Source organism: Cyanobium sp. LEGE 06113 (assembly GCF_015207615.1).
In genome coordinates, this window is record NZ_JADEWM010000001.1 from 522612 (window position 1) to 542404 (window position 19793).

Genomic DNA, 19793 nt, shown 5'->3' on the forward strand with positions numbered 1-19793 from the left:
CTCCAGCGGCACGGCCCATGCCCTTCCGGTGGCTGTGGCGCTGGCGGCGTCGGCGTGCGTCCCCCGCCAGTGCTCCGGCCAGGGAGGATCCGCTGGTGGCGGCAGGGCGTGCCCTGCGGCAGCGGCGCGAGGAACGCCAGCTCAGCCTGCGCCAGCTGGCCCTGGACACCCGCATCAGCACACCGGTGCTGGAGGCCCTGGAGCGCGGCTGGCGCGATCGCCTGCCCGAGGCCGCCTATCTGCGCACGATGCTGCCCCTGATCGAGCGGCATCTCGAGCTGCAGCCAGGCAGCCTGGAGGGGGTGCTGCCGACCTCGGCCGACCGGCTGCCGCCGCAGGAGCAGCCACGCGGGCTACTGCAGCGCTTCACGCCTGGCTCGATCGATGTCTTCACCACCTGGCAGGGCACCCTGCTCTACGGCGTGCTCACCCTCGGGCTCGTGTATGGCCTCAACCTGCAGCAACGCCAACTCGCCCAGGAGGGGCTCCTGGCCGTGAGCCCCATTCCGCCGCTGCCGATGCAGGAGCAGGGCGGCAAGCAGGGCAGTGACCAGGCCCTGCTCGCCATTGTTCCCAGCCTGCGGCCGCTGCAACAGGCCGGGGCGGGGCAGGCCCTGGCCCTCTGGCGGCGCCAGAGCCAAGCAGCCGCCCCACCGCAACAGGCCATCAGCCCACGGGGGGCCCTGGTGGTGACCCTGGCCGCGCCGGCCAGCCTCAACCTCGAGACCGCGGGCGGCGGCAGCACTGAGCTGAAGGCCGCCAGCGGCCGGCTCGAATTCAGCCTCAGCGCCCCCTGGACCCTGCGGATCACGCCAGCGCCCACCTCGCCTGGAGCTGTGCAGTGGCTCGGTCAATCGCTCCGCGCCAGCCCGGGCGAGCCGGGCCGGTTCCAGCCTCAGGCGCGCTGATAGCGGTGGGCCATCTCGCCCAGGCCCTTCAGCGGTCCGGCGAGGCTGGCCACCGGCTGGTTCAGCCGCCAGGTCCAGTTGCCGGAGGTGGTGCCTGGGGTGTTGAAGCGGGCGTGATCGTCAAGTTCGAGCAGGTCCTGCAGGGGCGCCACGGCCAGATCGGCCGGGCTGGCCAGGGCGGCTTCCAGCAGTTGCCAGGCCGGGGCGGTCACCGCCGCGCCCAGGGCATGCTCCACGCGCTGACGCGAGTCGTGGTCGAGGTCCTGCCACCAGCCGGTGGTGGTGGGATTGTCGTGGGTGCCGGTGTACACCACCCAGTCTGGGCCTTGGATGTTGGCGGGCAGGTAGGGATTGTCGCCATCGCCGTTGAAGGCGAACTGCAGGATCTTCATGCCGGGCAGGGAGAAGCGATCCCTGAGGGCCTCCACCGGCGGGGTGATCACGCCCAGGTCTTCGGCGATCAGGGGCAGATGACCATCGCGCAACTGGCCCTTGATCCAGCAGCGCAACCACAGCAGCCGCAACAGCAGGCTGCCCGGCGACCAGCGCCAGCACCCGTTCTCGGCGGTGGGATCGCCGCCGGGCACGCTCCAGAAGGCCTGCAGGGCCCGGAAGTGATCGAGGCGCAGGCGGTCGAAGAGCTCGAACTGACGATCCAGCCGCGCCATCCACCAGCTGAAACCACTGATCAGATGCCGGGGCCAGCGGTACACCGGCGTGCCCCACAGCTGGCCCGTGGCGGAGAAGTAGTCGGGCGGCACGCCGCTCTGCTGCTCCAGGCCACCCCCGCTCCCCAGGGAAAACAGCCAGGGGCGACACCAGACGTCGCTGCTGTCATGGGCCACATAGAAGGGCAGGTCGCCCACCAGGTCGAGGTCGCAGCTGTGGGCGCGCCGGCGCAGGGCCTGCCACTGGCGTTGCAGCTGCCACTGCAGCAGCGCCTGCTCCAGGAGCGCGCCGGCACCATCACGATCCAGCTGGCGCAGGGCCTGGGGCTGACGCCGGGCCAGCGGCTCGGGCCACTCCCACCAGGGGCGGCCGCCCTGCTGTTGCCGCAGCACGATGAAGCGGCAGTGATCCTCCAGCCAGTGGCGCTGGCTGTGGCGCCAGCTCGCGAACGCCTGCTGGGCGGCCTCGTCCTGCTGGGGCCAGCGGCGCGCCAGGGCGGCGGCCAGGGCGGCGCAGCGCTGGGGCATCACCTCCAGATCGAGGCGCTCGGTGCTGGCGTTGCCGGGCAGCGCCTGGCGATCGGCCTCCGTGAGCAGGCCCTCCTGCACCAGCTGGTCCCCATCCAGCAGCCAGGGGTTCAGGGCCGAGCCGCTGGGGGAGCTGTAGGGCGAGCCCGTGCCGTCGGTGGGGGCCAGAGGCAACAGCTGCCACAGACCGATGTGATGTTCGGCCAGGAGTTCGATCCAGTGGTGGGCCTCGGCGCCGAAGCTTCCGCAGGGGCCGGGCCCGGGCAGGGCCGTGGGGTGGAGCAACACACCACAGCGACGCCGGGCGGCGGAGAGAACCTGACTCACGCTGAGGGCAACCGGTAGCGACTCACGATCTTCTTGGCGAAGGCCGGGATGTGGGCCTCGGCCTTCTCAGGATGATGGCGTCGCACCCAGAGCGCGTTGCGGGTGAAATGGGAATCGATCGAGAAGCGGCCATACTCCAGGCCCTTCGGACCGAAGCGCTGCACGAACCCCCCGATCACATCAGCGAGCCAGCGCGGCAGCTTCACGGCCTTGTCGTAGGCCTCGATGCCCTGCTGCACGGCGGCGCGGCGATCGCCGCGGCTGGTCACGGGGGCCACCTCGAGCTCCGGCTCCACCAGGTCAAGCAGCCGCTGGCCCAGGGGGTTGCGCACGGTGATCCACTGCCGCCCGAAACTGGCCCCCATGTAGCCCACCACCAGGTCGCGCCGGCATTGGTGTAGTCGAAGCAGCTCAGGCAGCTGGGGGCGAACACATCCTTGAGCTTGGGCGTGTCGAGCCCGAAGAAGGGCACGGTTTCGGTGCGGCCGTCGCTGTGGCGGAAGTGGATGCGGAAATCCTGCATGAACTCGTAGTGCACCACCGTGTCGGGGGAGCTCACGGTGCTCTCCAGGAAGGTCTGCAGGCCCTCGCGGGACACGTTGTCGACGCAGGGCAGACCCAGCACGTAGAGCTCATCGAGGGGAAGGGTGGGCTGCACGGCACGCAACGCCTGGATCTGGCAGCCCACGCCGATGGCCAGCAGCCGGCGGATGCCACTGCCGGGCAGCTGCTCGAGCACCTCCAGGTTGGGCGAGAGGGTGGGCTTGTTCACCCGGGCGCTGAGCACCTCCTCGGGCGTACGGGCCAGGCGCGGCACAGGGGTGAAGCGATCCGTCTCGCTCTGGCCCACGCAGAGCACGGCGTCCACCAGCCCGGTCTCCAGGGCGCGCACGCCGATGCGGCTGACGATGCCGGTCCACTGGGCCCCCTCCAGGGGCTGGCGCAGGCGGGCGCTCAGCATCCGCTGATGCACGCCGAAGTAGAGCTCGTCCTCGTTGTCGAGATCCCGGCTGCGCCCGTGGGCGGCGGCCTCCATGGCCTCGAAGCGCTGGGTGAGGAAGGCGCAGCTCTGCCGCACATAGGCCACCCAGCGGCTGTCGCAGAGCCCGCACTGGCTGCAGAGCTCCTTGGCGGGATACACACTGCCCTTGGCAAGGGGACGGGCCCGTTCATGGGGAGCCAGGGAGCCGCCAGACGGGGATGGGGAACGGGCCGGCAAGGCAGGGCCTCTCGCTGGTGCTCAACCTATCGGGTGGGGCCCTGCAGAGGGTGAGTCAGAGTGGACGACCAGTGATGAGCGGGCGCCCAGCGATCCCGATGCCCCCCAGCCCCAGGTCCCAACCGGCCCCATCCCCCGCCCAGCGGCGCAGCTCCCCCCTGGGAGGCATCAAGCTTTTCGCCTGGCTGCGACCGGTCGTGCTGCTGCGCTTCGCCCTTGTGGGTGTGGGCGCCGCGGTTGGCCTCGCCCTGCTGGGGGTGCTCTGGCCCGAGTCAGACCCGAGCGGCGGCTCCGAGGCGCCTGACGCGCTCGCCGATCTGGCCAAGCCGCCCAGCCGCGCCGTCACGGTGCTGGTGATCGGGGTGGACGCCGATCAACTGCAGGACCCCAACAACAAGGCCGCCCCCGCCGGAGCCGCCAATGCCGACGCCCTGCTGCTGCTGCGCGTCAACCCCGGCGGCCCCCTGCAGGTGCTCAACCTGCCCACCGCCCTGGCGGTGCAGCTGCCCGGCAGCAGCGGGCTCAAGTCGCTCGGCAGCCTCTACCGCCAGGGCGGTGTCGCGCTCACGGCCGACGCCGCCCGCAACCTGGTGGGGCTCGCCAGCACCGAACCGGATCGCTATCTGGTGCTGAGCCGCGGCGCCCTGCGCAGCCTCGTGGATGGCCTCGGCGCCCTGGAGGTGAATCCCGGCAGCACCATGGTCTACGAGGACAAGCGCCAGGGACTCAAGATCGACCTCCAGAGCGGCGTCCAGCGGCTCAAGGGCGCCAAGGTGGAGCAGCTGGTGCGCTACCGCGACCCCAGCCGGCCGATCGAGAGCCGCAGCGCCAACCAGGAAGCGGTGATGCGCAGCCTGCTCAGGGAGCTCAACACCCCCGGCCGCAGCCAGGACATCCCGGCCCTGGTCCAGAGCCTCAGGGGTCAGGTGGAGAGCAACCTCACCCCCGCCGAGGTGCTCAGCCTGATGGCCGCCACCCTGAAGCCGGGCCAGAGCGTGAGCTTTGCCACCGTGCCCCTGGCCCCTCCCCCCAAGGATGCGGCCAAGGACGGCAACAAGGCAGCGGCCGGCGGATCAGACCTGCGGCAGGTCGCCAAGTCGGCGCCCAGTGACCTCTGGCCCCCACCGGCGGCGACCGCCGCCGGCTCCTGAACGCCTAGCCCAGCTTGGTGCAGGCCAGGCGAAGGGCCAGGGCCAGATGGCGCCCCAGGTCATGGGAATCGGCAGCGGCGGCGGCAGCGGTGCTGTCCAGGGCCCCGAGCCAGGGCAAGGCCTCGCGGCGACGGCGCTCCGGCTCCCAGGGCAGGCCCCACTGCACCAGGCCGGCCAGGGGCACCGCTGCTGGCGCAGCAGGGGGCGGATGGCCGCCGGCAGCCCACTGCGCAGCTGCTCGGCGCCCAGCACCGCCACCGTGGGCTGGCGCCAGGCCCCCAGGGCCTCGGCCCAGCAACTGCCGTTCTCCAGGCTGAACCCCGGATCGAGCCGCAGCGGCACCAGCACGGGCCCTGGCGCCGACCGATCAGATGCCGACTGGTTCATTGGCGACGGATCCATTAGCGAGTGATCGAACGGGGGCTCGCCGGCCAGCAGGGCGGCCAGTTCCCCGGCGGGCTCCCCACAGCCGGGCCCCTCAACCAGGCCCGGTGCGGCGCTCGTGCCCAGACTCGCCCCCAAACCCGTGCCCAGGCCAGCCCCCAGCACCCTCGCCAGGGCTGGAGCCGCCTGCTGCAGCAGGGCGCACACCGACTCGGGCGGGCCGGCCGCCACCAGCACCAGTCGGGGCGGCAGGGGCGGCAAGCCCAGAGCTGAACCCCGCTCCCCGGAGTGGAGCGCCTCGGAAAGCGTCATGGTTGTTTGCAGTTGTGGGGACCGGCTCGCTTCTACCATCAGACTTGAGCCGACGCGTCTGCGCCCGCCGTGACCAGTTTCATCACCGCCGATCGGCTGGCACAGGAGCGCACCGGCACCGAAGCCGCCCACGACACCAGGCGGCTGCGCCTGTTCAGTGGCACCTCCAACCACGACCTGGCCCGGGAGATCGGCGCCTATCTCGGCGTGCCGGACGGTCCGCGGGTGATCAAGCGCTTCGCCGACGGCGAGACCTACATCCAGATCCAGGAGTCGATCCGCGGCTGCGACGTGTTCCTGGTGCAGCCCACCTGCGCCCCGGTGAACGACCACCTGATGGAGCTGCTGATCATGGTGGATGCCTGCAAACGGGCCTCGGCCCGGCAGGTCACCGCCGTGATCCCCTACTACGCTACGCCCGCGCCGACCGCAAGACAGCCGGCCGCGAATCGATCACCGCCAAGCTGGTGGCCAACCTGCTCACCAAGAGCGGCGTGGACCGGGTGCTGGCCATGGATCTGCACTCCTCCCAGATCCAGGGCTACTTCGACATCCCCTGCGACCACATCTACGGCTCGCCGGTGCTGGTGGACTACCTGCGCACCCGCCATCTCGACGAGATGGTGGTGGTGTCGCCGGACGTGGGCGGCGTGGCCCGGGCCCGGGCCTTCGCCAAGCAGATGGACGACGCCCCCCTGGCGATCATCGACAAGCGCCGCGCCGCCCACAACGTGGCGGAGAGTCTCACCGTGATCGGCGATGTGGCCGGCAAGACCGCCGTGCTGATCGACGACATGATCGACACCGGCGGCACGATCGCCCAGGGCGCCCGGCTGCTGCGCCGCAACGGGGCTGCCCGGGTGTTCTGCTGCGCCACCCACGCCGTCTTCTCCCCCCCGGCGGTGGAGCGGCTCTCCGAGCCTGGCCTGTTTGAGGAGGTGGTGGTGACCAACAGCATCCCCCTGGCCGAGGAGCGCCACTTCCCCCAGCTCCGGGTGCTATCGGTAGCCAACATGCTGGGCGAGGCGATTTGGCGCATCCACGAAGAAAGCTCCGTGAGCTCGATGTTCCGCTGACCACTCCTGCCGTGGCCCCGCCGCCCCTGAAGCGGGGCAGCCGGCTCAAGGCCCTGCTGCCGGTGAGCCTCAACGTGCTCCTCGCCGCGGTGGTGGGCCTGCCGATCGGAGCGGCGGCCCGCAGCGCCACGCCCCAGCCTCGCCGTATCGGCGTGTGGCTCACCAACAGCCCCAGCACCCTCTACTACGACGGCGCACGCATCGATCGGGCCGTGGACGATCTGGCCAGGAGTGGCTTCACCACCCTTTACCCGAACGTCTGGAGCCGGGGCACCACGTTCCACCGCTCGCGCCACGCGCCGATGGAACCGGCTCTGGCCAAGGCCAACCCCAACCTCGATCCGATCTGCCGGCTCACCCGCAGCGCCCGGCGGCGCGGCATGGAGGTGATCCCCTGGTTCGAGTACGGCCTGATGGAGCCGGCCAATGCCGCCATCGTGCGGGAGCGGCCGGAATGGGTGCTGCAGCGCCGCAACGGCAGCACGGGCGTGGAGATGCACGGCACCACCATGGTGTGGCTGAACCCGGCCCACCCGGGAGTGCGCCAGCGCTTTCTCGGCCTGATCACCGAGATCGTGCAGCGCTGTGACGTGGATGGCATCCAGCTCGACGACCACTTCGCCTGGCCGGTGGAACTCGGCTACGACCCCTACACCCGCCAGCTCTACCGGGCCGAGAAGGGGGTGGAGCCGCCCGCCAACCACACCGACCGATTCTGGATGAAGTGGCGCCGCCAGCAGCTCACCAGCCTGCTGCGGGAGCTGCGGCAGCAATTGAATGAGCTGGATGCCAGCTCGGGCCGCGGCCGGCTGGGTCAACCGCCTGAGCGGGTGATCAGCCTCTCGCCCGGTCCGTTCCGCTTCGCCTACAACCGCTGGCTGCAGGACTGGGAGCTGTGGTCGGTGGGCGAGCTGGTGGACGACCTGATCGTGCAGAACTACGCCTACTCGGTGCGGGGCTTCGCCAAGGATCTCGACCAACCGGCCCTGGTGAAGGCCAAGGAGTGGGGCATGCCTGTGGAGATCGGCATCCTGGCGGGCTTCGGCGGCCGCACCCCCAACATGACCACCCTGCGGGAGAAGGTGAAACTGGCCACCGCCCGGGGCCATGGCGTGATCTATTTCTATTGGGAAGGGCTCTGGGGCGTCCACGCCGGCCCGGAGGGCGGCGCCTCCCGCAAGGCGGCTTTCCGCAAGCTGCACGAGGAGGTGAACCGCAGGGGCCGCTGATCAGTGCGGCAGGAGCCAGAAGCGGCTCAGCCAGCTCAGGCAGCTCCCAGGCACTGCTCCACCACCTCGCGGCTGTTGGTGGACAGCTCTGACGCCGCCAGGCTCTCGAGGGCCTGGCGCATCTGGCCGCCACGGCCGGGGCCATAGCTCTGCCAGCGGCTGAACACCTTGGCCAGGCGCGAGGCGGTGATCGGGTTGCGGCGGTCGAGGGCCGCGATCTGGCTGGCCATGAAGCGGTAGCCGCTGCCATCGGCGGCATGGAACACGGGCGGGTTGCCGGCCAGGCCACCGAGCACCGCCCGCACGGAGTTGGGGGCTGCCGGATCGAAGCGAGGGTGCTGCAGCAGCCGTTGCACCCGCTCCAGACCATCGGCGAAGGGGGCCGAGGCCTCCAGGGCAAACCAGGCATCCAGGATCACGGGCCTGGACTGCCAGCGCTGGTAGAAGGCGTCGACCGCCTCCTGCCGCTCGGGAATCTCCCGGGCCTGCAGGGCCCGCAGGCCGGCCCGCGCCAGAGTCATCGAGGGGCCATCCACGGCCGCCCGGGCCGCGGCGATCACCGCGGGATCCCCGGCCGCGGCGCGCCAGCTCCAGATCGTGCCGGTGAGCATCCGGGCACCACTGCCGTCCGGCCAGTCCAGACTCCATTGCGGGGTGCAACGCTCCAGGGCCGCCTGCAGGGGCGCCGCCAGGGCCGCCCCGAACAGGCTCCTCAGGGCCTCCAGGGCCGCAAACAGGGCAGGCGGATCGGGCACGCCTGGGCCGTCCTCGAGCTCCGCCAGCCCCGGCTGGGCCAGCAGCATGGCGCGGCTGGCCTCCGAGAGCCGCGGGTCGTGCAGGATGCGGGCAAAGGCCGTGATCAGGGCATCCTCCAGACCGCCATCGGGTTGGCCAGCGGCCCGGGCGAGCACGGCCTGGCGCAGCAGCCCCTGGCCGGCATCCCAGCGGGCGAAGGCCTCGCTGTCGTGGGCCAGCAGGTGCACGAGCTCGCTGCTGGGGCGGCCGATCTCCAGCTTCAGCGGCGCCGAGAACTGACGCAGCAGCGACAGGGCGGGGGGGTGGGCCTGGCGCGGCAGGCCCACCAGACGCAGCCGCTGCTGCTCGGCCTCCACCACCAGCAGGCGGGTGCCCTGCCCCCAGCTGAGGGGCCGCTGGGCCGCAGCCGCCGTGGCCTCGTCTTCCCCTTGCAGCCGCACGGTCAGGGGCTCCCCGGCCTGATCGATCAGGCCCAGGGCCAGGGGAATCACCAGGGGCTGCTTGTCGGGCTGGCCAGGGGTGGGAGGAGTGTGCTGCCGGATCACCAGCTCCAGCTCGCCCCGCTCGCCGTCCCAGTGGCGGTGGATCTGCAGCACCGGCGTGCCCGCCTGGTGATACCAACGCCGGAACTGATCCACATCAAAGCGGGCCGCCTCCGGGGTACCCGCGGCCCAGGCGGCTTCGGCGGCATCCTGCATGGCCTGCACGAAGTCGTCACAGGTGGCGGCGGAGCCGTCGTGGCGGCTCACGTAGAGCGCCATTCCCTGCAGGAACGTCTCCTCACCCAGCAGGGTGTGGAGCGCCCGGATCACCTCCGCGCCCTTCTCATAGATGGTGGTGGTGTAGAAGTTATCGATGGCCTGGTAGGCATCGGGCTGCACCGGATGGGCCGTGGGGCCGGCATCTTCTCGAAACTGGGTGTTGCGCAGCATCGACACGTTTTCGATGCGGTTGAGGGCCGCGCCGTGCAGATCAGCGCTGAAACTCTGGTCCCGGAACACCGTGAGGCCCTCCTTCAGGGAGAGCTGGAACCAGTCGCGGCAGGTGATGCGATTGCCCGTCCAGTTATGGAAATATTCATGGGCCACCACACTTTCGATTCGCTCAAGCTCAGCATCCGTGGCCGTTTCCTGATCCGCCAGCACCAGCTTGGAGTTGAAGATATTGAGGCTCTTGTTCTCCATAGCGCCCATGTTGAAGTGACGCACCGCCACGATGTTGAACTCATCGAGGTCGTACTCGAGCCCATAGCGCTGCTCATCCCAGGCCATCGCCCGCTTCAGGGAGGCCATGGCATGGGCCGTGAAGGGGCTGTCGCCCGCCTCCACATGCAGCCGCAGTTGCACCGTGCGGCCACTGGCGGTGGTGAAGCACTCGCGCACCTCCTCCAGCTGGCCCGCCACCAGGGCAAACAGGTAGGAGGGCTTGGGGAAGGGGTCGTCCCAGATGGCGTAATGGCGCCCGGGCTCGCCCGCCAGCGCGCCGCCCTCCACGCAGTTGCCATTGGAGAGCAGCACCGGGCAGGCCAGCCGATCGGCCTCGATCCGCACCTGGAAGCGGCTGAGCAGATCGGGGCGGTCGGGGTGATAGGTGATGCGGCGGAACCCCTCGGCCTCGCACTGCGTCGTGAACAGGCCACTGCTCACATAGAGCCCCTCCAGGGTGGTGTTGTGCTCGGGATGGATCCGCACCAGGCTGCGCAGCACGAAGGGGCGCTGGGGCGGTTGCCGCAGCACCAGGCCGTCGTCCAGAAGCCCATAGGCCGACGCCTCCAGGGGTTCGGCGTCGAGCTGGAGCTCCAGCAGCTCCAGGTCCAGGCCGCGCAGCTCCAGCGGCCCTGGCTCTGCGGCTGGGTTGGGCCGCAGCGCCAGGCGGGCCTCCACCTCGGTGTGGTCGTCGAACAGCCGCACCGTCAGGTCGGTGCGGTCCAGCAGGCAGGGGGCGGGGCGGTAGTCGCAGCGGTGCACCGTGGCCATGGAACCGGGAGACGGGGGGAGAGGGAGGAGCTGGCTGGGGATCAGTTGGCGGCGTCGCCGGGAGGGAGGGTCGCCGGCTGGGGCGGCGGCGGAATCGCCTCCGATCCGGTGACCCGCTGCACGGCCGCCTCCACATCACGGCGCACCGACTCGGGCAACTGGTCGGGACAGACCTCAGCAGCCCCCAGCACAGCCGAGTTGATCGAGCCCCGGCGCAGCTCATCAAGGCTGAGGGGCTGACTGCCCAGCTGCTCAATGGCACTGTCGTGCTCGCCCCGGATCACCCGGGCGATCGTCTCACCGGCAATCACCACGGCCTTGTCGAAGGGCACCTCTGCCACCAGGGCCACACAGACGTTGAGCGCCGCGATGCGGGTGTAGAGCAGCATGTCGGCCTCGGTGGCCGCAGCGGCCTGAAGCGGACGGGGCGCGGCCAGCAGCGCCAGCAGCGGCAGGGCCAGGAGCCCGGCGCGGCCCGATCGGCAACCCACAAGCAGCACGCACTGAGAATCAACCCATGCTGCATCACCGCTGCGGCCAGGGGCCTCAGATCTTCGGCGGCGTCTCAGCTCTGCAGCAGCTCCCCGGCCGGCTCCAGGTGCAGCTCATGGTGGTTTTCAGCGATCTCCAGGGCCCCATGACGCCAGGAGTAGATGGAGCGTGAGCGGTAGCGGTCCTGGTCCACGAGGCGAATGTGCTCGAGGATGGTCCAATCGCCATAGTGCGACGTGAAGATCAGCTCGTGCTCATCCACCTGCCGGATCAGGCTGGCGGCTGAACTCTGCTCCGCCGCACTCTCCTGCAGATAGCCGCTGCTGCGCTGCAGCTGGTGGCCACAGAGCACGGCCTCCATGGTGCCGGTGCGGGGGTACTGGGGCTTGCGCTCAAAGAAATCGAACTCCTTCTCCGGCCACCAGGTGAAGCGGTAGGCCGCATCCCCATCCAGAGGCGAATCAAAGGCCTGCACCCGCAGCATCATCTCCACCAGCAGGGTTTCGCCATCCGCGAAGAAATACACCCGGCGCGACTTCCAGAGTCCGAGATTGCGGGCAAACCAACGCTTCAGGTTGCTGTCCAGCTGGATGCGGGGCGGCGGGGTGCTCGGCATGGGTTCGGTGGCTCCGGAGGAGGCTCTCCAGCAAGGGGGATGGCTGTGGCGTCCTGGGCACAGGGGCATCCTGGGCACGGACCTTGAACCCAGGAGGTGCCAACACGCGGCAGGCCCTGCCCTTGTCCTAGCCACGCTGAGCCGCCACCGCCCAGACGCCATAACGTGGGAGCTGTGAACGAGGACTCCACGAGCACGGCCACGGGCGCGGGCACGACCACAGGCGCGAGCGCGACCCAGGTGGGCCCCCAGGTGCTGAACCTGCTGCTTGTGGCCACCGGCCAGCAGCTGGCCAGTGCCGATCTGCGGGCCCTGCTGCAGGTGCTCAAACGCGACGATCTGGGCTTCGAGGTGAAGCTGGAGATCGCTGATCCGCGCCGGCAGCCGCAACTGCTGGAGCTGCACCGGCTGCTCGCCACCCCGGCCCTGGTGAAGCTCTCCCCCGCGCCCCGCCAGGTGTTTGCCGGCAGTCCGATCAGCCCGCGGCTGCAGAGCTGGCTACCGCGCTGGCAGCAGCTGGCCGTGGTCAACGACCTCGGCATCAACCGCGGCAGCCTCGATCTCGAGGCCAGCCGCTCGCGGCGGGAGCTGCAACTGGAGGACCAGCTGCTGGTGATGCGCCAGGAGAACGAAACCCTGATCGAGCGCCTGGGCATCCAGGAACGGCTGCTGCGAATGGTCGCCCATGAACTCCGCACCCCCCTCACCGCCGCCAAGCTGGCCCTGCAGAGCCACCAGCTCGGCCAGATCGATGAGCGCCGCTACCAGGAGGTGGTGCGCCGCCGTCTCGATGACATCGAGGCCCTCTCCAAGGATCTGCTGGAGGTGGGCACCACCCGCTGGGAGGCCCTGTTCAACCCCAAGCGCCTGAGCCTCGGCAAGCTGGCCGCCGAGGCCATCCTCGAACTCGAGAAGCTCTGGGTGGGCAAGGCGCTGCGGCTGATCACCGACATCCCGGCCGACCTGCCGGACGCTACGGCGACGAGCGGCGGCTGCACCAGGTTCTGCTCAACCTGCTGGAAAACGCCTTCAAGTTCCCCTTCGGGGGGGAGGTGAGACTGACCCTGCTGCACCGCACCCAGCAGTGGCTGGAGGTGAGCGTGGGAGACAGCGGCCCTGGCATTCCCGCCGCCCAGCAGAAGCAGATCTTTCTCGACCGGGTGCGGTTGCCCCAGACCGCCGACACCACCTCCGGCTATGGCGTGGGCCTGTCGGTGTGCCGCCGCATCGCCGAGGTCCACGGCGGCCGCATCTGGGTGGTGTCGGAGCCGGGGGAGGGGGCCTGCTTCCACGTGAGCGTGCCGGTCTGGAGCGGGCAGGACCAACCTGCCTTGACGAAGGGTCACCCTGGCCCGTAGCTTCCTCCCATCAGCACTGCGGTTCAGAAACCGGTTCTGCCGTTGCTTCTGCTGTGGCCTCGCCCCCATCGTCTAGAGGCCTAGGACACCTCCCTTTCACGGAGGCGACAGGGGTTCGAATCCCCTTGGGGGTATTGATTCATGCTGCTGGGCAGCATGGAAGGTTGTGGGCTTGGGGATCGGAGTTTGAGCCGAGATGGTTCCACCCATCCCATAGAACTACAGCCCTTGGTTTGGCTTTGGGCTGCTTCAAGTCTGTCCAGCTCAGGTATGGCTGCATCGATTCCAACCCGATCGGGAGACACCGGATGGATCACGGGGCCGGTTGATCACACCAGAGGGTGACTCCCGCTGATGCGTTACTCCCAGCTCTGAGCAGAACACTCAGTTGATGGCGGCCCGGCGCATCGCCTCCAGCTGGACGCCGCGCAGGTTGCTGGCCAGGTCCTTGCGCAGGCGCTGCTCGATCAAACCCAGCGGCATGCCGGGCCGGCCCTGCACGATCAGCTCGTAGAGCAGGCTGCTTTCCGGGATGCTGCGCCCGGATTCCTGGCCGATCCGCCAGACCCCCTCGAAGCGCCGGAAGTCGCCCTGGCGCATCGCAAAGCGCAGCTCGCCGGCTTCACGGTGTTCCACCAGTTCCAGTTCCACCTTGGCACTGAAGCGCAGGCCACAGAACTGCTGGGTGCCCACCTGCTCCAGGCAGACCCGGTTACCGCGGCGCCAGAGCTGGCGGGAGCTGGCCAGGTTCGGGATGAAGCTGCTGAGGTTGGGATAGTCCGTGAGCACGGCCCAGAGGCAGTCGGCATGGAGCGGCAACCGCAGCTGCACAGCCAGGCGGCGGGTGCCGTTGGCCAGATACTCCATCTCCTGCTGGATGGTGTCGAGGCGACAGCTGCCCGTGTCGGCGGAACTGGTGGCAGGGGACCCGGTGGCGGAAGACATCGAACCACTCACCTCGGGTCCGGCAGCCACGGGAGTTGCGGCGAGAGGCGATGCCAGGCGCTGCGCCAATGGAGTCGGTGTGTGCTGCATCACAAACCTAAACGCAATCTCCTGAGATCGACGATCCGGTGTGTTTCCTATGATCAGCCGGATTTTTGCCAGGGCCCAGCCATCATGCGTGTTTCAACGGGCAGTGCCTCCCAGTCCGACAGCCGCATGGTGAGCGTGGTGGTCGAGGCGTTCGGCATCGGCCGCCAGCGCCAGGCCGAGCGTCGTTTCACCGTGCCCTTCGCCCAGCTCCAGACCATCTTCCAGACCATCGCCCGCCAGGGCGGACGGATCAAGGCGGTGGAGATGGCGGATGGGCTGTCTGCCGCCCCAGGCGACGCCGCCTCGGCTCCTGCCGCCGCAGCGGCCCCTGCCCCAGCCCCCAACCCCTCGAAACCAGCTGCCGTGTCCCACGCCGCCGTCCCGGTCAACCTCTACAAGCCCAAGGATCCGTTCGTCGGCACCGTCACCGAGAACTACAGCCTGCTGGCCGAAGGAGCCATCGGCCGGGTGAACCACATCACCTTCGACCTGGCGGGCGGCGATCCCCAGCTCCACTACGTGGAGGGCCAGAGCATCGGCATCATCCCCGACGGCACCGATGCCAAGGGCAAGCCCCACAAGCTCCGCCTGTACTCGATCGCCAGCACCCGCCACGGCGACAACATGGAGGCCCATACCGTGTCGCTGTGCGTGCGCCAGCTCCAGTACGAGCTGGACGGCGCCACCATCAACGGCGTCTGCTCCTCCTTCCTGTGTGACATCGACCCCGGGGCCAAGGTGAGGATCACCGGTCCGGTGGGCAAGGAGATGCTCCTGCCTGAGGATGAGGAGGCCAACGTGATCATGCTGGCCACCGGCACCGGCATCGCGCCGATGCGGGCCTACCTGCGCCGCATGTTCGAGCCGGCTGAGCGGGAGAAGAACGGCTGGCATTTCCGCGGCAAGGCCTGGCTGTTCATGGGCGTGCCCACCACCCCCAACCTGCTCTACGACGCCGACTTCGAGCACTACCTCAGCCAGTTCCCCGACAACTTCCGCTACACCAAGGCGATCAGCCGCGAGCAGAAGAACAGCAGGGATGGCCGCATGTACATCCAGGACCGGGTGCTGGAGCATGCCGATGAGATCTTCACCATGATCGAAGATCCCAAGACCCACGTGTACATGTGCGGTCTGCGCGGCATGGAGCCGGGCATCGACGAGGCCATGACCACCGCTGCCGCCGCCAAGGGCATCGACTGGAGCGAGCTGAGGCCCCAGCTCAAGAAGGCCGACCGCTGGCACGTGGAAACCTACTGACCCAGGTGCCCGCCAGCAGGCGGGCTTTTTTCTTGTTCGCTCACAGAGCGGATCACAAAGGCACCTCTGGTCTGGGCTTTGCCGCTGGCGCCGTTAAACCAGAGGGATCACTGGGTGCTCCATGGCCGCCGTTCTCACCAATCCGCTGCGGGTCGGCCTGCGCCAGGAGCGGGTCATCGCCCCCCAGATCATCGTGATCTTCGGGGCCAGCGGTGATCTCACCCACCGCAAGCTGATCCCGGCCCTGTTCGAGCTGCACCGCCAGCGGCGCCTGCCCAGTGAGTTCGCCGTGCTCGGCTGCGCCCGCCGCCCCTGGAGCGACGAGGAGTTTCGCTCACGCATGGCCAGCTCCCTCAGCGACGTGATCGCCGAGGACCCCGTCGCCTGGGAGAACTTCGCCGCCGGCCTGTTCTATGAGTCGGCCGACCTCTCCAACCCCGCCACGATCGTGACCATGGGGGAGCGGCTCGAAGCGATCGACCGGATGCGGGCCACCCGGGGCAACCGCACCTTCTATCTCTCCGTATCGCCCGCCTTCTACGGCAGCGGCACCCGCGCCCTGGCCGCCGCCGGCCTGCTCAGCGACAGCGAGCGCAGCCGCGTGGTGATCGAGAAGCCCTTCGGCACCGACTACCCCAGCGCCCAGGAGCTGAACCGGGTGGTGCTGGGCTGCGCCAAGGAGAAACAGATCTTCCGGATCGACCACTACCTGGGCAAGGAGACCGTTCAGAACATCCTGGTGCTGCGCTTTGCCAACACCATCTTCGAGCCGATCTGGAACCGCAACTACATCGCCAACGTGCAGATCACGGCCGCTGAAACCGTGGGGGTGGAAGAGCGGGCCGGCTACTACGAGACCTCAGGCGCCCTGCGGGACATGGTGCAGAACCACCTCACCCAGATGCTGGCGCTCACCACCATGGAGCCACCCGGCCGCTTCGACGCCGAGGCGATCCGCAACGAGAAGGCCAAGGTGCTGCAGGCCGCCCACCTGGCCCATGAGGATGAGCCCTGGAAGTGCTGCGTGCGCGGCCAGTACAGCGCCGGTGGCAGCCGCAGCAGTCCGATTCAGGGCTACCGCGAGGAGCAGGGTGTGGATCCGAACAGCACCACCGAGACCTACGTGGCCATGAAGCTGTTCATCAACAACTGGCGCTGGCAGGGGGTGCCCTTCTACCTGCGCACGGGCAAGCGCCTGCCCAAACGGCTCTCCGAAGTGGTGCTCACCTTCCGCAAGGCTCCGGTGCACCTGTTCGATGCCGCCGGCGCGCCCCCACCCCCAACCAGCTGATCCTGAGGATCCAGCCCGACGAGGGCGCCGAGATCAAGTTCGAGGTGAAGTCTCCGGGCTCCGGCATGCGCAGCCGCCCGGTGGACATGGCCTTCAGCTACGACGAGTCCTTCGGCGAGCCGAGTGATGAGGGCTACGTGCGCCTGCTCGCCGACGCCATGCTGGGGGAGCCCACCCTGTTCACCCGCAGCGACGAAGTGGAAGCCGCCTGGAGGCTCTACACCCCGCTGATCAAATTGATCGAGGATGCGCCCTGGCAACTGCCGGTGCAGCCCTACGAGGCCCGCACCTGGGGTCCGGCCGCCGCCGACAACCTGCTGGCCGAGGACGACCTGGTGTGGCGCCGCCCCTGAGCCCCACCCCCCGCTCAGCTGCGCCTCGCCTGTGACAGCTCCCGTTTCAGCCTCCACCGCCACCTGCTGATGTCCCCCCAGCTCACGCTTCAGGTCCCCACCGCCCTGCCGCCCGCCGATGTGGCCAGCTACCTGGAGCACCTCTGGGGAGAGGGGCTGCAGCATGCCAGCGGAGCGCCCACCTTCAGCCTGGTGGTGTACGAGCCCTCCTGGCTGCAGCAGCACCTGATCCGCACCGGCCGCATCCCTGGACCGCTCACCGGCCTGCTGGACCCCAACCTGATCGAGGCGGCCAAGGCCGCCGTGCCCGATCTGGACCTGCCCTTCAGCACCGCCGTGATGGACCAGCGCCTGGCCTGGCGCCTGGGCCAGCAGGCCGGCAGCGCCAGCGCCGAAGACCAGCGCGGCCAGTTCGTGGACGGGGCGATCAGCGCCCACATGCCGCGGCGCCTGATCACCCTGGCTCCCACCCTGGAGGAGTCGAGGCCGCTGGAAACCCTCGTGGCCGCCTACTGCCCCCTGCCGGAGGAGGGCGGCGGCGGCTCCGCCTGCGGCGATGTGGTGGTGCTGCGCGGCGGCCGCGAGGTGCTCAAGCAGCAGCTGGATCTGGTGCTGCCCCTGATCGCCGACGACCTGCCCTGCTGGGTGTGGTGGAACAGCAGCCTCGACGAGGCCCCCGAACTGCTGGAGGCCCTGGCACCGCCCACCAGGCGCCTGGTGGTGGACAGCTCCCTGGGCCGGCCCCGGCGCTGCATCGACCTGCTGGTGCAGCGGATCGCCGCCGGCCAGGCGGTGAACGACCTCAACTGGCTGCGGCTGCGCACCTGGCGTGAATCCCTGGCGATGGTGTTCGATCCGCCCTCGCGCCGCAATGCCCTCGACCACGTGGTGCAGCTGGACATCGATGTGGAGGGCGACCACCCGCTCAAGGGGTTGCTGTTGGCGGCCTGGCTGGCCGACCGGCTCGGCTGGGAGCTGGTGGAGTCCTACGCCGTGCCCGTGGACGGCTGCGGCAGCGGCGCCCATGAAGAGGGGATCGGCGCCGAGTTCCGCCGCAGGGATGGCTCGCCGGTGCAGTTCCGGCTGATGCCTGTGCCGGTGGGCAGCCCCAAGATCCATCCCGGCGCCCTGGTGGGCCTGCGCCTGATCTGTGCACCGGAAGGGCGGCCGCCCCTGTGTGTGATCCTCTGCTCCGAATCCGGGGGCTGCATGCGCCTGGAGGCCGGAGGCATGGCCTCGATGGAACTCGAGGAAGACGTGGTGCCGCTCCCCAATGAGAGCGAGGAGGAAGAGCTGGCCCGGCTGCTCTCGGGCGGCCACGACACCACCAACCCGCTGCTGGCGGCAGCGGCGCCGATCGCCGCCCGGCTGCTGCCCGCCTGAGGTGCCCTGTCTGATCGCCGCGCCCAGCAGCGGCAGCGGCAAGACCCTGCTGAGTGTGAGCCTGGCCGCCCTGGCCCGCAGCCGGGGCCTGCGGCTGCAGCCCTTCAAGGTGGGGCCCGACTACCTCGATCCGCAGTTGCTCAGCCGGGTGAGCGGCCTGCCCTGCCGCAACCTCGACCCGCTGCTCTGCGGTGAGCGCTGGCTGCAGGACAGCTTCCAGTGGCATGGCAGCCGGGCCGACCTGGCCCTGGTGGAGGGGGTGATGGGCCTGTTCGATGGTCGGGGGTCGAGCAGCGAGGGCAGCTCCGCGGCGGTGGCGGCCCTGCTGGATCTGCCCGTGGTGCTGGTGGTGGAGGCCTCCCGCCAGGCCGGCTCCCTGGCGGCCCTGGTGCGGGGCTTCCGCGACCACGGCCCGCCCCCGGTGCGGCTCGCCGGCGTGGTGCTCAACCGCGTGGGCAGTGCGCGGCACCGTCAGCTGCTGGCCGAGGCCCTGGAGGCGATCGAGGTGCCGCTGCTGGGGGTGCTGCCCAGCGAGGAGGCCCTGGAGTGGCCCTCGCGCCATCTGGGGCTGCTGACGCCCGATGAAATTCCGGACCTGCCGGAACGCGAGCGGGCCTGGTCCGCCCTGGCGGAACGCCATCTCGATCTCGACCAGCTCTGGCCCCTGCTGGCTCCGGTGCAGCCCCTGGCCAGGGCGGTGGATCCGATCGCCACCCTCGTGGCCTCCGAGCCCGCCCGCTCTCGGCTGCAGCAGCCAGGCGCCTCCTCGCCAGAGCCGCTGCCGATCGCCGTGGCCCGGGATGCCGCCTTTCACTTCGGCTACCCGGAGGCCGAGGAGCTGCTGCGCGCCTGGGGCCTCGAACCCCTGCCCTGGAGTCCCCTGGCCGATCAGCCGCTGCCGCCAGCCTGCCGGGCGGTGCTGCTGCCGGGGGGCTACCCGGAACTGCACGCGGAGGCCCTGGCGGCCAGCCGGCGCAGCCTCACCTCGCTGCGCCAGGCCGCCGCGGCCGGGATCCCGATCGCCGCCGAGTGCGGTGGGCTGCTGCTGCTGGGCCGGAGCCTGCTGGATCCCCAGGGCCGCTCCCATGCGATGGCGGGAGTGCTGCCCTTTTCGGCGCCCAGCGGCAGCCTCAGCCTCGGCTACCGCGAGGCCACGGCCCACACCGATGGACTGCTGGTGCGCCGCGGCGAACGGCTGCGCGGCCACGAGTTCCATCGCTGGCAGCTCCAGGATGTGGCCGACTCCGGCGCTTTATGGCAGCTTGAAGGCTGGGGTTGTCCGAGCCGGAGCGAAGGATGGTCAACAGCAACGCTGCACGCCAGCTGGCTGCATCTCCACTGGGCTGGCTGCCCGGCGATTCCCGCCCGGATCGCCGCCGCAGCCTCGAACGCCGTGCCGGTGCCGACCAGCGCCGCTTCATTCACCCTGGCGCACAGCCCCAGGGAATCGCCCTTGAGCGCTGGCGGCTGA

The 19793-nt window shown here is 69.8% G+C and carries 13 protein-coding genes, 1 tRNA gene and 4 pseudogenes; 11 read left to right on the forward strand and 7 right to left on the reverse strand.

The features are described from left to right. Positions 1–17: 17 nt before the first annotated feature. The gene (locus IQ220_RS02660; protein WP_193912945.1) at positions 18–908 is read left to right on the forward strand and encodes a helix-turn-helix transcriptional regulator; all 891 of its coding nucleotides are present in this window, start codon (positions 18–20) and stop codon (positions 906–908) included. On the opposite strand, the gene malQ is transcribed toward IQ220_RS02660, so the two are convergent. Together malQ and IQ220_RS02670 are read right to left on the reverse strand one after the other, a co-directional pair. Next, entirely contained in the window at positions 896–2431 is a 1536-nt protein-coding gene (gene malQ, locus IQ220_RS02665; RefSeq protein ID WP_186696917.1) for a 4-alpha-glucanotransferase, read from the reverse strand. The two genes, IQ220_RS02660 and malQ, sit on opposite strands and share 13 nt — an antisense overlap. Then, positions 2428–3614: pseudogene (locus tag IQ220_RS02670) on the reverse strand (Coenzyme F420 hydrogenase/dehydrogenase, beta subunit C-terminal domain). The gene malQ and the pseudogene IQ220_RS02670 overlap by 4 nt, the downstream one beginning before the upstream one ends. A gap of 134 nt (positions 3615–3748) precedes the next feature. Between IQ220_RS02670 and IQ220_RS02675 the strand changes: the two are divergent. Continuing rightward, positions 3749–4801: an LCP family protein gene (locus tag IQ220_RS02675; RefSeq protein WP_193912943.1), complete on the forward strand. Its 1053-nt coding sequence runs from the start codon at positions 3749–3751 to the stop codon at positions 4799–4801. A gap of 4 nt (positions 4802–4805) precedes the next feature. On the opposite strand, the gene IQ220_RS02680 is transcribed toward IQ220_RS02675, so the two are convergent. Beyond that, positions 4806–4985, reverse strand: coding sequence for a hypothetical protein (locus tag IQ220_RS02680; protein ID WP_193912941.1), 180 nt, complete (start codon positions 4983–4985; stop codon positions 4806–4808). A gap of 24 nt (positions 4986–5009) precedes the next feature. Between IQ220_RS02680 and IQ220_RS02685 the strand changes: the two genes are divergently transcribed. The 3 genes and pseudogenes from IQ220_RS02685 to IQ220_RS02695 all read left to right on the forward strand — a co-directional run bounded on the left by IQ220_RS02685 (position 5010) and on the right by IQ220_RS02695 (position 7802). Further along, positions 5010–5213 carry a hypothetical protein gene (locus IQ220_RS02685; RefSeq protein ID WP_193912939.1) on the forward strand — a complete coding sequence of 68 codons (204 nt, stop codon included), beginning with the start codon at positions 5010–5012 and terminating at the stop codon, positions 5211–5213. Between the two features lie 353 nt (positions 5214–5566). Continuing rightward, positions 5567–6573, forward strand: a pseudogene (locus IQ220_RS02690) (ribose-phosphate pyrophosphokinase). 11 nt (positions 6574–6584) lie between these two features. Beyond that, complete coding sequence (locus IQ220_RS02695; protein ID WP_193912937.1) at positions 6585–7802, forward strand: family 10 glycosylhydrolase; 1218 nt, start codon at positions 6585–6587, stop codon at positions 7800–7802. 35 nt (positions 7803–7837) lie between these two features. On the opposite strand, the gene pepN is transcribed toward IQ220_RS02695, so the two are convergent. The 3 genes from pepN to IQ220_RS02710 all read right to left on the reverse strand — a co-directional run bounded on the left by pepN (position 7838) and on the right by IQ220_RS02710 (position 11642). Then, on the reverse strand, positions 7838–10534 hold the full coding sequence (gene pepN, locus IQ220_RS02700; RefSeq protein WP_193912935.1) for an aminopeptidase N: 2697 nt from the start codon (positions 10532–10534) through the stop codon (positions 7838–7840). A 41-nt stretch (positions 10535–10575) separates the two neighbouring features. Then, positions 10576–11034 (reverse strand): cAMP phosphodiesterase, encoded by a 459-nt coding sequence (locus tag IQ220_RS02705; RefSeq protein WP_193912934.1) that lies wholly within the window; start codon positions 11032–11034, stop codon positions 10576–10578. Positions 11035–11099: 65 nt separating this feature from the next. After that, positions 11100–11642, reverse strand: coding sequence for a hypothetical protein (locus IQ220_RS02710; RefSeq protein WP_193912932.1), 543 nt, complete (start codon positions 11640–11642; stop codon positions 11100–11102). Positions 11643–11882: 240 nt separating this feature from the next. Between IQ220_RS02710 and IQ220_RS02715 the strand changes: the two are divergent. After that, positions 11883–13000: pseudogene (locus IQ220_RS02715) on the forward strand (histidine kinase). Positions 13001–13061: 61 nt separating this feature from the next. Further along, positions 13062–13134 (forward strand) — tRNA-Glu (locus IQ220_RS02720). A 250-nt stretch (positions 13135–13384) separates the two neighbouring features. Here the strand turns inward: IQ220_RS02720 and IQ220_RS02725 are convergent. Beyond that, a complete protein-coding gene (locus tag IQ220_RS02725; RefSeq protein WP_193912930.1) occupies positions 13385–13945 on the reverse strand; it encodes an SRPBCC family protein in 561 nt (186 codons plus the stop codon). A gap of 174 nt (positions 13946–14119) precedes the next feature. On the opposite strand from IQ220_RS02725, the gene IQ220_RS02730 reads away from it, so the two are divergent. The 4 genes and pseudogenes from IQ220_RS02730 (at position 14120) to IQ220_RS02745 (ending at position 19793) form a co-directional block, all read left to right on the forward strand. Further along, complete coding sequence (locus IQ220_RS02730; RefSeq protein ID WP_193912928.1) at positions 14120–15295, forward strand: FAD-binding oxidoreductase; 1176 nt, start codon at positions 14120–14122, stop codon at positions 15293–15295. A gap of 121 nt (positions 15296–15416) precedes the next feature. Continuing rightward, a pseudogene (gene zwf, locus IQ220_RS02735) lies at positions 15417–16939 on the forward strand (glucose-6-phosphate dehydrogenase). 69 nt (positions 16940–17008) lie between these two features. After that, complete coding sequence (locus tag IQ220_RS02740) at positions 17009–18322, forward strand: glucose-6-phosphate dehydrogenase assembly protein OpcA (protein ID WP_186696927.1); 1314 nt, start codon at positions 17009–17011, stop codon at positions 18320–18322. A 1-nt stretch (position 18323) separates the two neighbouring features. Continuing rightward, positions 18324–19793, forward strand: coding sequence for a cobyrinate a,c-diamide synthase (locus tag IQ220_RS02745; RefSeq protein WP_193912926.1), 1470 nt, complete (start codon positions 18324–18326; stop codon positions 19791–19793).

What these genes read in the sequence shown, in the direction of transcription:
- IQ220_RS02730 (WP_193912928.1), top strand. Translation starts at nt 14,120, where the DNA reads ATGCGTGTTTCAACGGGCAGTGCCTCCCAGTCCGACAGCCGCATGGTG.
- pepN (WP_193912935.1), bottom strand. Translation starts at nt 10,534, where the DNA reads ATGGCCACGGTGCACCGCTGCGACTACCGCCCCGCCCCCTGCCTGCTG.
- IQ220_RS02725 (WP_193912930.1), bottom strand. Translation starts at nt 13,945, where the DNA reads ATGTCTTCCGCCACCGGGTCCCCTGCCACCAGTTCCGCCGACACGGGC.
- IQ220_RS02675 (WP_193912943.1), top strand. Translation starts at nt 3,749, where the DNA reads ATGCCCCCCAGCCCCAGGTCCCAACCGGCCCCATCCCCCGCCCAGCGG.
- IQ220_RS02710 (WP_193912932.1), bottom strand. Translation starts at nt 11,642, where the DNA reads ATGCCGAGCACCCCGCCGCCCCGCATCCAGCTGGACAGCAACCTGAAG.
- IQ220_RS02685 (WP_193912939.1), top strand. Translation starts at nt 5,010, where the DNA reads ATGGCCGCCGGCAGCCCACTGCGCAGCTGCTCGGCGCCCAGCACCGCC.
- IQ220_RS02660 (WP_193912945.1), top strand. Translation starts at nt 18, where the DNA reads ATGCCCTTCCGGTGGCTGTGGCGCTGGCGGCGTCGGCGTGCGTCCCCC.
- IQ220_RS02740 (WP_186696927.1), top strand. Translation starts at nt 17,009, where the DNA reads ATGTCCCCCCAGCTCACGCTTCAGGTCCCCACCGCCCTGCCGCCCGCC.